At 47.4% G+C, this 14,237-nt stretch carries 8 protein-coding genes and 2 pseudogenes; 2 read left to right on the top strand and 8 right to left on the bottom strand.

Translation table 11 applies throughout. The features are described from left to right. Nucleotides 1–101 precede the first annotated feature (101 nt). Nucleotides 102–572, bottom strand: a complete 471-nt coding sequence (locus ASD40_RS32810) for a hypothetical protein (RefSeq protein ID WP_057307326.1) — start codon at nucleotides 570–572, stop codon at nucleotides 102–104. Nucleotides 573–1,845: 1,273 nt separating this feature from the next. Between ASD40_RS32810 and ASD40_RS32805 the strand changes: the two genes are divergently transcribed. Beyond that, nucleotides 1,846–2,877, top strand: coding sequence for an alpha/beta fold hydrolase (locus tag ASD40_RS32805; RefSeq protein WP_082562607.1), 1,032 nt, complete (start codon nucleotides 1,846–1,848; stop codon nucleotides 2,875–2,877). Nucleotides 2,878–3,664: 787 nt separating this feature from the next. Here ASD40_RS32805 and ASD40_RS32800 read toward each other — a convergent pair. The 7 genes and pseudogenes from ASD40_RS32800 to ASD40_RS32780 form a co-directional block, all read right to left on the bottom strand. Next, nucleotides 3,665–4,042: a VOC family protein gene (locus tag ASD40_RS32800; RefSeq protein WP_057307325.1), complete on the bottom strand. Its 378-nt coding sequence runs from the start codon at nucleotides 4,040–4,042 to the stop codon at nucleotides 3,665–3,667. Between the two features lie 85 nt (nucleotides 4,043–4,127). Then, a complete protein-coding gene (locus ASD40_RS32795; protein ID WP_057307324.1) occupies nucleotides 4,128–4,946 on the bottom strand; it encodes a helix-turn-helix transcriptional regulator in 819 nt (272 codons plus the stop codon). Between the two features lie 184 nt (nucleotides 4,947–5,130). Beyond that, the gene (locus ASD40_RS32790; protein WP_057307323.1) at nucleotides 5,131–5,565 is read right to left on the bottom strand and encodes a hypothetical protein; all 435 of its coding nucleotides are present in this window, start codon (nucleotides 5,563–5,565) and stop codon (nucleotides 5,131–5,133) included. A gap of 628 nt (nucleotides 5,566–6,193) precedes the next feature. Continuing rightward, nucleotides 6,194–10,180, bottom strand: coding sequence for an OmpL47-type beta-barrel domain-containing protein (locus ASD40_RS32785; RefSeq protein ID WP_235549473.1), 3,987 nt, complete (start codon nucleotides 10,178–10,180; stop codon nucleotides 6,194–6,196). A 72-nt stretch (nucleotides 10,181–10,252) separates the two neighbouring features. Further along, a pseudogene (locus tag ASD40_RS39570) lies at nucleotides 10,253–10,744 on the bottom strand (phosphodiester glycosidase family protein); the annotation flags it as partial. 932 nt (nucleotides 10,745–11,676) lie between these two features. Further along, a pseudogene (locus tag ASD40_RS38930) lies at nucleotides 11,677–11,850 on the bottom strand (EAL domain-containing protein); the annotation flags it as partial. Between the two features lie 229 nt (nucleotides 11,851–12,079). Continuing rightward, nucleotides 12,080–12,658: a hypothetical protein gene (locus tag ASD40_RS32780; RefSeq protein WP_057307321.1), complete on the bottom strand. Its 579-nt coding sequence runs from the start codon at nucleotides 12,656–12,658 to the stop codon at nucleotides 12,080–12,082. A gap of 410 nt (nucleotides 12,659–13,068) precedes the next feature. On the opposite strand from ASD40_RS32780, the gene ASD40_RS32775 reads away from it, so the two are divergent. Further along, entirely contained in the window at nucleotides 13,069–14,166 is a 1,098-nt protein-coding gene (locus ASD40_RS32775; RefSeq protein WP_082562604.1) for a phosphotransferase family protein, read from the top strand. The last annotated feature ends 71 nt before the right edge of the window (nucleotides 14,167–14,237 follow it).

Here is a 14,237-nt window from a genome sequence, read left to right as displayed (position 1 = left end):
AGTATCTGGTTCATTACAAGCGGATTGAAGGTAGTATTTATGATTGGTTGATGACGTGGCAGTCGTAGTTGGTGGCTGTTTACAATTCCCCTGTAAAGGAATTACTTTCTCGCATCAATCATAATCTTTTCGGACGCATTGCCACTAGTTAGAATGAGCTCATTCATACCGGCGCTTACGTTTTCAAGTGGTACCGCGAAATACTTGTTAATGTAAAAATGATTCCAAAATCCCGGCACATCACTGTTTGACATCCCCCCGTTGTATATTACTTTCTGATTTAGAATAACAATAAGAGGATCTGCACTATTTGTTACTTTACCATAGACTGTCACATGACTCGTTCCAAGGTTAAATGAGATTGATTTGTGATCATCCATGTTAAACTCATCATCATAATAATTTTGGTGATTACCTTTCGCAATTCCAAGGCCTAGACCATAAAAAAATGAATGTGGGTTACCGAAGGTTTTCTCAAATTTATATCTTAGATTATTAGAACAACCAGGAAACAACAAAACAAATAGTAATACACCTAATATTGTGTACATTGTTTTTTTCTTTCCGTTCACTATTAGCCATCCCTCCCGCTGCCCCAAAGTTGACATTTTGTCATATAAATAATACTTCTATTGGAAGATGCTTTCAATAAAATTTCTGTGGAGCAATTAGTAACGGTCTGTCAAAAGCTAGTCCTACCAGCTTCGAGCGATGTAAAAAACAAAAGCAGCCCAAGATAACCCGCTTCTTATTTATTATGAGAAGCGGGTTGTGTTCTACCAAACCCAGTTATAACATATAGGAAATTGGACTCACAGCGCTAGAAAGTTGTAGGTCTAATTTTCATTCACCAGACTATATCTTGCTTCTTACCGCATTTTGCCCAAGTGAAACGTCACATCCCCATCGTAAGTTGCAAACTTTGTGTCTGCAAAACAATTGTCTAATCCACTTCATTAAAATCTCCTCTCCATCCTCATCTAACGCGCTCGTTGCCACTTTCTAGCCATTTACAGATACAGAACACACATATTCGCGAGTGGAAAATTTAAAATTGCGTACAGACGATTATAGGAAGGGTCATAACATCACTATAATAAAGCTAAAATATTAATTGTCCCTGCAATTATCAAAATACACAAGCAAACAGTTCCGACATTACCTATTAACACCATGCTGCTCGATCTGTGTCAAAGAAGCTTTCCTTGTGTTAAGTGAAAATATAGTGTTAGACTGGAGCTCCTTTTATTCAGAGGGATACCGAGTCTTTTTTTTGTCGGCTAAGAAAAATAAGTTTTAGACTGAACCTATGAATGTACGACTATTTTGAATCTTGTCTCAAAAAAGAAATCCTCTAAGCTGCAAAACAGCCCAGAGGATTTCTTAAAGTTAAAGTATTAGACTTGGTTGTGATAAAAGACCTTTTCGCAACCTATACTGACCGTTTCGAGGATCTGTAATGTCACCACATTTGTGTCGTTTGAGTACAATGTCGGCACTTTTATGTCGCGGCGAGCGACACGAAAGTGCCAAAAGCACGTTGGCGTGGTCTTTTCAATGAGTTTTATGGGGTCATATTGTGTCGTTAGATTCACCGACGTGTGTGGCGTCATATTTAGTGAGAAAAATGCATAGGAAAACCTTGATTTATCAAGAGTAATTTTCATAATTAATGAGAACCCCATCCCCGAACACACTACATTCTCCTTCAAAATGAGGCAACAAATCGGTATCTGAACTCATACATACCTTACCTTGCAATTGGGAATTGTAATGACGTTGTAAGTGGGGGGAAACTAGGCTTTATGTTGTAACTACCAAAATATTTTTAATGGAGGATTTATTATGTCAAAAGGAACAACGAGAAAGTATGCCAAATTTAGTGCATTTTTTCTGTTGTTAGCGCTTGTGTCTGCTCTTATTACAGCTTTCACAACAAACAACAACCAGAATAATGATGCATCCGCAAACAAAGCTTATTCTGATAAGGAGCTCGTCAAAACACTTCCAGGATTCAAAAACGGATACAAAAAGGTAAATGGAATCACGCTTCACTATGTTGAAGGGGGTAAGGGTGAACCGCTATTCCTTCTTCCAGGCTGGCCGCAAACATGGTATGCGTATCACAAAATTATGCCGGAACTAGCAAAGAAATATCATGTTTATGTCGTTGAATATCGTGGAATGGGCAGCTCTGACAAGCCTGCCTCAGGCTATGACAAGAAGACAATGGCGTCAGATGTCTATGCCTTGGTCAAAGAGCTTGGCTATACGAAAGTTAATATGGCAGGGCATGACATTGGGGCATTTGTTGCTTATGCTTATGCAGCTAATTACCCTCAAGCTACGACAAAACTAGCTTTGTTGGATGTTGCTCATCCATCTGAACGCTATCTGGGACTCCCTCTCTTGCCGCCACCGGGAGTGTACGATACAAGCGTTAAAGACCATCCTATTTACCCTTGGTGGTTTGGACTCAATTCTGTTCCAGAATTGCCTGAGAAATTGCTGCAAGGAAATGGAATGCGTATTTATCAAGATTGGCTCTTTGACTATTTGGCCTATGGCAAGCCTTCTATGACCAAAGAGGTCAAAGAAGTCTACTATGCGGCATATTCAAGTGCTGAAGCAATTCGCGCAAGTAACGGGTGGTATAAAACATTCAGGCAAGATATTGAAGATTTGAAAACTTATCCAAAACTATCAATGCCAGTTCTCGGTATTGGAGGTTTTGAATCCACTTTTAATAATCTTGATGCACATTTGCGTCAATATGCGACTGATGTAAAATCGGTGAAACTGGATGGAGCAGGACACTGGATCGCAGAGCAGAAACCGCAGGAAACCATTAAACTGTTTAATGAGTTTTTCCAGTAACAACAAAAGCAGTGCTTGGCAAGACTCAGCCATGCACTGCATTTTTCCTTCATCAAGAACGATAAAATGATTTACGGGTTAATGTTTCGAATTATCCACCAAGAAAATCGAGGTAGGGGATATGGCGGCTCTCACTCATATCTGTAATTATTGATTTAACTGGGGCTAAGACTATCTTCCATTGATTATCATCCAATGCGGCGCACACGAGGAAATAATTCACACCCAAGTAAACAAAGAAATAAACCGGTTCCAAATGTCCAGTTTGTTATATTCCAAATATACGATGGAGTTAAGTTTCTCACTGCGTCCATTTGAATTGTTTTATCGGCAACAGCAACAAATATCAATACCTTTCCAACCCACTTAATCCTAATAGAAAGATGCCAGAGATAATTCCTACAATTCCAAGTACTTTCAACTTTCCACCTCCGGAACTGAATCTTTTCAACATACTACCATATTTGGGGTTGTTAATAACCTAACAGATTCCTACGTTTTGCCTTTAATACTTTGCTTGCTCATTTTAACACATATTGGAAGTATACTGCCCGTTTGCTTAATAAGCTGGCATTCTGGGGATTACGGGATTGTATAGAAGTTGAAGTTCTTGTCTTGAGCAAACGACAAGAACTTCTATACAAAAAATAAAAAAGCCGCAGTTTATGCGACTTCCTTTGATAGATGTACTTGTCCTCCGACAAACGTTGAAAATAAGCAGACGGAGAAATACTGGCGGCAGTGCTTCCCATCTACTTGTTGTTTGATGCCGTATTCCTCCTCTCCGTTAAGCGACGAGACTGATTAAATTGTCGTCGGGGTCCTTTACAATCGCATATCGCTCGCCCCACGGCGTATCACGCGGCTCGAGGTAGCCGTCATGTCCAAGTGCCGTCAGCTGACGGTACAAGTTATCTAGCACTTCACGGCTAGAGAGCTGAAAGGCGAGCTCGGTCCGATAGCCGGTAGGCACTTCCCAACCTTCAAAAACGCTCTTTACCGATTCCACCATGTCGAATGCAAACACAATTCCGTCTTGCTCCACGTCTACGTGATGCGCTTCGTCAGCACCGTCCGGAATAGCCAGCCCCAGCACACGATAAAAATCCAATGCCCTATTCATCTGTTCTACGTAAATCCCAACTCGCTTCAACTTTACCGTCATGTCTTGCAGCTCCCTCACCTTGTTAGATTTTCACCCCCATTGTAGCGATTGTTCCGCACCGAAAAATAGTAAAAAACGGACTTCCTCACTCCTGCCTGGTCAAACGTTTGAGCGGCAGCCCGTAATAACGCATAAAAGCGCCGGCGAAGTGCGACTGATCGTAGTACCCGTGTTGAAGCGCCAGATCCGTCAAGCTGGAATAGTTTCCGCTGTACAATTCCTCCAGCACGCTTTGAAAGCGGACGATACCGAGCATTTCCTTAGGGCTGAGGCCAAGCTCTCGTTCAAAGGCCCTCCGCAGATGCCTCTCGCTGAAATTCACTTTATCCGCCAAATCCGTTACGGAAAGATTGCCTTTGTAATCGTATATATACTGCATGCTCTGGTACACCAAAGTGGGAGCAGACGCCTCGGCTCCAGCCAGCATTTGGCCCAATTGCTGCTCGACGACATCGATCCTGTCCGGAATCGATTTGGCAGTCAGCAGCTTTTCGACCCAATCCAGCGCTTCCTGTCCCCAGAGTTCCTCCATAAACACACGATTTGCCGTAAATTCCGATATGGGAGACTTTAGGATCGTGCGGGCCGACTCCGAATACAGCCGGATGCCCCATACCGAACGTGCTTTTGCAAAATGCAAAACTTCGACTTGCGTCGTTAGCCCTACGACATAAGCAGCCTGCCGGCTTGATGAAGCCAGCAGATCCACGATAATATCAACACAGCCATCGGGTATGACTCGATGCCCCTGATTGCCCGGTACCGGCTGGAAATCCACCGTCCAATAGGTAGCGACATGCGACGCCAGGCGGTGGCTCGGCGCAAACTCCCGGAAGCTGTGCGAGGGTCGATGCAGCTTCGGCTGCAATTGGGGAGCATGCAAGGGGCGATAAAAACGCGTCATCTATTCCTCTTCCTCCTATTACGTCTGGATATGGCTCGCTTGTAAAGAGATTTGCAGAAACGGTTCTCCCTGCACAATAATGGAGAGGAGACTTTTTGTAAAGGATGGAATTGAAATGATGGACTTCATGCCGCTGTCCCGGTTTATCGACCGCATCGGCGTGAACTGCACGGCAGCGTTTCAATTAGTTGAAATAGGTATCACCTAATTCCTCATTAAAATAGCAAACCCCATTACTACATCCATATGTGATTTTATTACCAAAATCATGATAAAAAACAACTTCTTCAAAATCACTAGGTATCGTCATTTTAATTTCATTTATTAAGGCTTCAGCTGCCCTTTCCGTTTCCTTATCTCCCTTACCGTTATAACCAATTGCTGTTCCGCTAGGTCCTTCGTAAATCGTGAAAATCCATGAATTCTGATTGTTATCTTTGACTTGGATCACATATGTATAAGCATTGGAAGCATTATCTGTTTTATATATAGGTTCTGCAAATAAAGTAATTAATGATCCCCTAAACTTTGCACTTTCTTTCCCATATTCAACTCCTGGATATGTAAAGAATGAACCGCCTAATAAATTTTGATCATTAAGTGCTAAATATTTATACATGCTATTCCTCCATTTGTTATATAGTCATAAAAATTTTTAAATTGACCTCTTTATAACCTTTAATACTTCTATTTAATTCCAAACTATCCTGCCCGTTAGTTTAATCACCACGGGTTGACTGAGTTGCTTCCATACGACTAAGGACTCCTCTACATAAGAAGTAATAATAAACGTTCACCCAATAGAGTGAACGTCTAATTTACTTCAAGTCTTTGTTTGTTACTTCAAGACTTTAGTTATATAAGGATTGAGGATTGGGTCATTGGTATTCCATTGATATTGGCATCACTGTCTTGATATTCCTGAAACCACGTTTGTTTTTTTAATTTTTCATAATCGAGCATGGTTTCGGGAAAATAAGAGGTTTACACTTGGTTATCAAAGCCGGAAGGAAGAAACTATTACTAATGCTCTGAAATTTATTGTTTTCGTGCGCTCCCAATCATCATATATATTGTTCGGGAAACCGCAATAAAGAAGTCACAGTTGAATCTCGTTCAAGCAAAGTTGCTGTTTTCGTAACAACACCCCTCATAAATGGCTGGCATCAGCTCCAATATCGTAAAAGTACAACGATAAATGGCCCCCACCATTAGAGCGGGAGCCATTATTTATCAGATCATTCTTGTTATCGGTTCTTCGGAACTGTTACCGTCAATGTTACTGTTTTCACGTTACCTGCATAATCCGTAGCGGCGTAAGTAATGGTGTATACACGGCCTCCTCCGTTTCCGGATCGCTCAGCCCTCAAATCGAACACATAATCCGGTGTGTCAAAGTCCGCATTTTGAATATCTAGCGAGGTGTTTCCGTCCCCAAGACCATTTTCCGGTTCGTTGGAGGTGATGGATTTTAAAACAATGGACTGAATGCCGGAAAGGTCTATTGCGCCGTAAGTTCCGACCGTTACGGTCACCATTTTATGATTTGCCGGCCACAGCTCGTTTTTATTCTGATTCATTTGCATTTCCGGTGCTGTTTTATCTAGTTTCACGACTACACTCTTTAGCTCTTCCGTGTTTCCTGCTTTGTCCTTACTTTGATACTCAATTGTATTCGTTCCTTCAGCTGAAACGTCTATGGCGCCATCATAGGTTTGCCATTGGCCGCCATTGATCCGATATTGAACTTTATCGATACCGGATAATGGATCCGACGCATTTAAGGTCAACTTTACATCCGAATGATACCATCCGTTGGCATTGGCCGGAGGTAATTCGGCTGTAGTGACCGGAGCCGTCTCATCCAGCACCATTACCACGCTGTCCGCGTACACATCTGCGTTCACACTGGTTGCCCGCACGACGGCAGTACCTAACCCAACCGCATGGACGACCCCATCATTTGTCACCTCAACGACATTTGGAGCCGTCGAGTTGTACACCGACCACGTCACCGAGCGGTCCTGAGCCGTCTCCGGTAGTACCGTCGCTTCCAGCTTGACGGAGCCGCCGAACGGAAGCTGAACCTCCGGCTTATTAATCACGACGGACTGAGCGGTATCGGCTGCCTTCGAAGACACGGTAAACCGATCCACCTCACGGCCGCCGACCGTTTTCGTCACAACCGACATTTCATCGCCGGCCGTCTCCACCGTTACGTACATTTGCGTTTGCTCACCATCGGTAAATTGCGTCCAAGGCTTCGGCACCAAATCGTAAAACTTTGGCCCTGTCGAACCTGCGGTCACATAAGCCGTACCTTCCCCGGCAGCTGCCGGCTGGTTGTTCTTCATGTAACTGCGCAAATAAATATGATCGTGTCCGTTCAACACTAAGTCCACCTTAAACTCATCGAACACCGGCGTCCACTGCTCGCGTGTTTCCACCGTATCATAGATGCTGCCGTATGGACCGCGGTGGAACAGGACGATCTTCCACTTTTGTTTCGTCGCCGCGAGATCTTGACGCAGCCATGTTCTTTGCTCTGCATATTGGTATTCGCTGTTCAGAACAACAATGTGCGCATCTTTATAGTCGAAGGAAAAATGAGTCCCCTTTAGCGTATCCAACCCGTTCCCCGGTTGATTGAAATGCTGCATAAAATCGCTGATGCCTTTCGTTCCCGTAACCTCATGGTTGCCGAGCACGGACACCAATGTCGTCTTCATCAGCGGATCCTTGACCTTGTCAAAGAACATGTTCCACTGCGCTTCCAAGTGGCCGGAGTCAACCATATCGCCTGCATGAGCCAGGAAATCCGCATCCGGATGCTCCGCCACCGCTTTGTTCACCGTAGCCGCCCACTTGTCATAGCCCGCGCTGTCCGACGCCTGAGAGTCGCCGAAGAACACAAACTTCAAATGATCGCCGCTTTCCGGCGCCGTCGTGAATGTGCCTTGACCGCTAACTTGGCCGCCACTGCCATTGCCGACCCGGTACACATACGTTGTTCCCGGCTCCAGACCGCTGACCGTCGCTTTATGCACGCGAACGGTACCGATATCATACGTGACGAACAGCGAGCTGTCGCCCTCTACCTTCATAACCCCTGCCTGATCAAAGCCGGTGAACCCGTCCTTCTTCGCGAGCTCCAGCACCGTGCCCTCAACGCTCGGATGCGTATGCCATGTAAAACCGCGCTCGTGTTTCGGATCGCCGCCCATGCTCACATTCACGTTGTACGGCGTCATCGTGCCGAACAGCTTCGATACCGTCAGCGTCATCACTGGGCTGTAGACGGAATCCTTCACCGCTTGGATTTTGTACGTCTTCAGCGCCCCGGTCAGGTCGGACAGCGTCAGCTTGCCCGCGCCGTCCGCGGTACCTCGCTCCACCCCGTCTACCAGCAGCTTGGCCCCGGAGGCCGCCGCCCCGGACTCACCCGTTAACGTAAAATTCGTCGAATGACCTTGCACGACACCGAATTCATCCCACCCGACCTGCAGGCCGTATTGAATATCCGCCTCGAGCGGAAGTCCGAAGAATGGCCAAGCGCGACTCGGATCCGATGCCAGTTTGATCGTGCCCGATTGGAACTGAATCGTATGCTTGCCGACTGCATCCGACTTCACCCGGAATTGCAGGCTGCCGAGAACATCGGAATCCGTCAGCGTGAGGCTATTCAACCCTGCAAACGTAATTTTGGCCGTACCCGCAACCGAGTCCACCGACGCTTGCGCCTGACTCCCGCTCAGCTTGCCGCCGGGAATGAACTGCAGCGCCTCCACCTTAGCCGGATCGAGTTTGAAATTCAGTTCGCCTCCTCCGATCAGCCCTACATTGCCGCCTTTGATGTCCACCGAATACGTGCCTCCGGCGTTCGTAACCGCAGGTGCGCTGTATTGAAATTTGGCTGAGCCGGTATTAACGTTGAAGGTCCATTCCTTCTCCGTACGATTTCCGAACAGGTCGCGAACCTGGATCTTTGCCTTATGCAAGCCGTCCACCAACGGTACGTCAACCTTGTGCGAAATCCGTCCTTCAGGAGGATACAGCGTATGCGTCACCGGATTGTTATCGATGAAGAATGCAATCTTCTCCGGATCAATCAGCGTCGTACCTGGATGCTGCGTTCGATCGTACCCGGCATCCTCGGCGATCGCCCGAATGTTCGGAAGGTTCGTGGTGATGGTGCTGCCCTCGACGGGCTCTAGATTTTTGATAATAGGAGGTTCGATGTCATCAGTTGATGGTCCGTAAAGCGCTCGGATGTTATCGACATAGATGGCGCCTGCACCTTTTACCTTAGCGGCTGTAGCCATTAGACGAACCGGCATGTCCAGCTTCAGCCCCGGAGTTAATCCGGCCGGCACGTCCGCCTCGACGTATTTCCAGCCTTTCCAGTTGACGCCAGTCACATCGTCCGTGAAGTTAATCGGCGTACCGCTCGCGGTGCCGTCCTTCGCACGCAGCTGCGATCGCAGCCAGTAGCCGCTGCCGTCGCCGTACACCCACATGCTGATTTTCTTCGGATAGCCCGGGATGTCAATGTAGTTCGACGCATTCGTCGACTGCAAGTACACCCCTGAAGTGCTCGGCTTCCCTGTAAAATCATATTCCAGCTTCAGCGCCTTCGTCCCGAAGCGCACAAATTCATCTTCGTTGGTGATGCTGGCTACCGCTTTATTGTAGCTGGCTCCCGCCGTCGTCAAATATTTACTTAGACCCCCTTCGAAATCCTCCAATATGACCGGCGGTGTGCCGACGTTTACATTCATAGAGGTTTCTACCGATCCGTATTTGACGAAAATTTTGCCGCTCTTGCCACTCTCGCTTGTCGCCTTAAGCACTCCGTTCGCATCGATCGTGCCGATGTCGCCCTCCACTCTCCATTCGAGCAGGCGATTCTCAGCCACAATCTGCTGTCCGTTGCGAAGCGTCTGTACCTTCAAAGGTACGGAGGCTGCGGTATCTACCGCCTTTTCCACGTCCGGAAACTTCAGCTCCGTCAGCTCCGTGACAACCTCCACAGTGCCTGTACCGGTTAAGCCACCGCCAGTCACCTGGATCGCAGCCATGCCGGCCTTCGTACCTGCGGTGAACACACCCGCCTCGTCGATGCTTCCGTATTCCGGATCGACGGACCAGCTGAGCGTCCCCGCTGGCATGGCGGCAGGATGACCTGTGGCATCTACCGCCGCCGTCTTCAAAGGCAGCTTCGTGCCGGCCAGCACGCGCTCCAGCTGCGGCTGCACGACCAGCTTGGCCGCCGCCCCCTCTGATGCTTTGTTCACGAGCAGCAGTGAGTTGCCGGTTTGCCGCTCGCCTCCGTCGGAAGGCGTATTGAGCAGCTTAAACTTCGACTCGCCGGGCAATCTGGCGATGAAGGTCGAGGAGCCGCCGCCGTCGAGGTTGATCGCATTCACGATACCCATGTTCTTCATGATATCACCGAGCTCTGACGTCTCCACCCCTTCGCTGAAGCCCGGCTGTCGTCCGTCGATCTCGATCATCACTACGGTCCCGTCGGCTTTCGAGCCGATCGCCGTGCGCGGGTGAATGCCTGCAGGCGGGACGTTGTTCAATACGGTGCCGTTCTGCATCAGTTGGTACCCGCTCATGGCGACTTTCACGTTCTCGAACCCTGCCGGGAAGTTGAAGCTCGCCGTTATCTCGTCACCGGCTTTAAGCCCAGCAAGAACAGGTCTTGCCGTTCCGCTTGCCGACAACACAACTTTGCCCGCTGCAAGAGGAGTATTGCCTGCATCCTTCCGCACTTCCGAGACCTTAAGCCTCATCGTTTGGCCGCTCTTCGCTTCCCCCTCGAGAACATCGAGCACCACTTCATCACCGAACTCGTTCGTCTTCGTCGTGTCGGCGTAGTCGAACGTGTATAGAATCAGCTCATCATTTCCACGATAACGGTTAATATGCGTGATATTGCTTGTCGCTCCGTTAATGGTTAGCGTTCGAGTCAGCTTCGGGTTAGGCACATAACGCGTCGTACCGTCGTAGTCCATAAGGAAGACGGCATAGTTCGAGTCCGGCGTATTAAGGATTTTGCCGTCGCCCATGAACAATCCGCCAGGAACCCCGGAGCCGTAGCCGCTCAAATCATAGAAATCACCGTTTACACCTGCAATCACCCGTTGTCCGGGTTTATCGTAATATTGGGCCATCTCGGTGACCCCTTGCATCCCATATACTTTTCCGCCTTTGGTGCCTGCTAACAGCTCCAAGTTCGGATCGGTCGGGCTGAACTCTACGCTATGGACCTTTTCCAATCCTCTCGGCATCTTCATGCTGTACCAGTTGTAGGTCGCGTTCGGTGCAATTTCCATGCTCCTTGTGTCCAGTAATTGCGCAGCCGCCGGGTCACTGTCGACAGCTTGTACCGTCTGCAGCGGAACCAGCATGGCAAAGGCCATGCTTAGGCTGAGCAGCACATGGAGAATTCTTCGATTCGTCTGTCTCATTCTGTAGCTTACCTCCTGTTTCTTTGGGATCATGTCGGGGCGCTTCTATGTCGATTTGTCTGAAATTTTTTTTCGCACCCCGCGTCTATTTGTAAATTATATTTTCAGTTTGTAAGAACCATTCATGTTTTATATTAACGTTTTGAAAATTTCGCCCTTTATGATCCTCCGGCATGCGGCACCATTCGAAAAAAGCCGCACGGTGCGCAACCTATCAGGTCACACACCGTGCGGCTTACCGTTATGCAATGCTTTCAGTTTTGAAGCGGCTTCTTTCGCAAGCATCGGCCTGTGGAATAGTAGCCTTGAATATGGTCGCAGCCCAGAGCATCCAAAATCGCATACTGCTGCTCCGTCTCCACGCCCTCGGCCACGACATCAAGTCCCAGACTATGCGCAAGTGCGATAATGGCTTCCACATACGCTAATCTGCCCGTTCGTATGCTTTCTCTCAATAGTGTGAACGCATATTTTACTTCAAAACTTAATTTGTCACTTGTTACTTCAAAAAAGTGAAGTACTTCTTGCAATAAAAAACAAGAAGGAGCAGCTGCTGCAGCATACTACTCCTTCTTGTTCAACTAACGTTTCCGTTAGTTGAACAATTTGTCTTAGAAGGTTACCTTCATAATCCAAGAAGTTCCCGACACGATACTTCTATAACACCGAATAATCAATTTCATCACCCTCCGGCGTTACAAGCTGAAACAGTATCGCTTCTTTCTGATCATCAAGCATCATATTTACCTTATTCACCGTTACCACTTGTACGCCATTCCTCTTCGGTCTTGCAACAATCACGACTTGATTTCCACTTGTCAGCACTTTTTCGATTTTCGCTTGCATGACAACAACTACAATTTGACCAAGACGTATTATCTGACTTTCGTCTTTTGGCTCTGTTGAACTGTGACCTAATTCTTCTTCTAAGCCAATGTCGTGAACAAAATCGTAATACTCTGATGCGCCAGCAGTAATATCCGTAAACAAACGGTGTTGAGCGTAATACAAGCGAGTCGGCACATAACTCCATCTACCGCCAGAAACGCTGCTATGCCAGTATGACTTATAAACTGGACGCTTCCAATCAGGGTTATCGAGCAATACCTTATACGGAGGCTGATTGCCATTTCTGATTATGTCTTGTGGCGACTTCAATTTTGACGGAAATGCTCGTTGCCCAAACGGTGGATCAATAATATCTTTTGGTTCATCAACCTCCAGGCGTTTTATCATGCAATGTGAATTACTGGTTCAAGTTTTAGCTTTCTTCGGTTAATCAATAAAAGCCGCGCAAACGATGCAGCGGCTTAATCAAATTTCTCTATTATTGTGCTAACGTTTCCGTTAGTTAAACGTCCCCGCGTTCGGTTCATGCTAAGGATTTCAATTACCTTGACTTGTCCCAATCTTCAAAATAGCCAGTGATGCCTAAATTAATTCGATTGTATAAAATTCGCGTCTCATCTAAAGTTAGGAGGATGATTTCTGACTCTCTCATATGGAATCCAAACTTGCATAAAAAACGCAACCTCCTCATGCATATCTAATTCATACATACGTAAAATGAACGATCAGGACAAATTGCTTGCGGCGCCATTGCGCGTGCTCGGCCGTGTGACTATGAATAGTCGAGGTTTTAATTTATGGGAGGTCTTATTATGAATAGAAGTAAGATGATTAGGCATCCATACGAACTGTCGCGAGTACAGTTGACGGAGATTCTCCGGAGGACAGGCGCGCTGACTGTAGGGGAAGTGGCTGGGCTCGAAGTATTTCCGGCGCGGAGCGACAACTCAAGGGTTTACCGGGTACGGGTGTCCTATTCAGAAGAGGCAAAAGGTGTGCTTCCGCAGAGCCTGTTCCTCAAATTGTGCGATTCAGCACAATTCGTCGCCGCATCTGAACCCGCCTACTATGCCCGTGACTACATCACCCTGCAGAATGCGCCCCTGCTCAGATGCTACGATGTAGGGTATGACGCGGCGGAAGAAAGCTACCACCTGCTGCTGGAGGATGTCACAGACACCCACAGACCGAGCTGGGAAGTTCCGCCAACCCCGCAGTACGGTAGAGCGCTCGCGGAAGCTGTTGCCAAACTGCATGCCCATCACTGGGTGACGAACGAACAAGGGGCAGGAAGACCGGGAAGACAGCCCGTTCCAGAGAGGGAGGAGATTGAGCGCTATCTTTCAGCAATCCGCCCTGGGCTTGACCCTTTGCTTGAAGCATGCCGACAGGATATTCCCAACCTTTGGACTGAAGCATTGCCGCTGATTATGAAGAAGCATCCGGAGCGGATGCTAGCGAGAACCCGGTCACTTGAAGGTTTCACCATCATTCATGGAGATTTGAATCCTGGCAATATCCTGATTCGTCAGAACGGCCTAGTACCCTTGTTTTTGATTGATCGCCAGCCGTTTGTCTGGTCGTTGACCTGCTGGCTAGGCGTAAGCGATCTGTCTTACGCTATGATTCATTGGTGGGACACTGAGAGCCGAAGGGCGCTTGAGTTTCAGGTTTTACAGCAGTATCATGATGTGCTACGCAGCAATGGAGTGAACCACTATTCATGGGAGCAGCTTTGTCTAGATTACAGGCTGTGTGTAGTGCAGAGCCTTTATGTTGCTGTCCAATGGTGCGCCGACCCGTCACAGATAGAACCGATGAGATGGGTATGGTACCCGCAACTAAAAAAAGCTATAAACGCCTTCTTCGATCTAAAGGTCAGTGAGCTGTTGTAAAGCACATCACGAGGAGGTTTAATTCCACGATCCAGGTAGCACGTTGCAATCAGTTTATAAGGGCCAAGAAT

The sequence above is a fragment of the Paenibacillus sp. Root444D2 genome (assembly GCF_001426375.1).
Classification (GTDB): domain Bacteria; phylum Bacillota; class Bacilli; order Paenibacillales; family NBRC-103111; genus Paenibacillus_E.
Note: the sequence above shows the minus strand (reverse complement) of the source record. Positions and strands in the feature narration are given on the sequence as shown.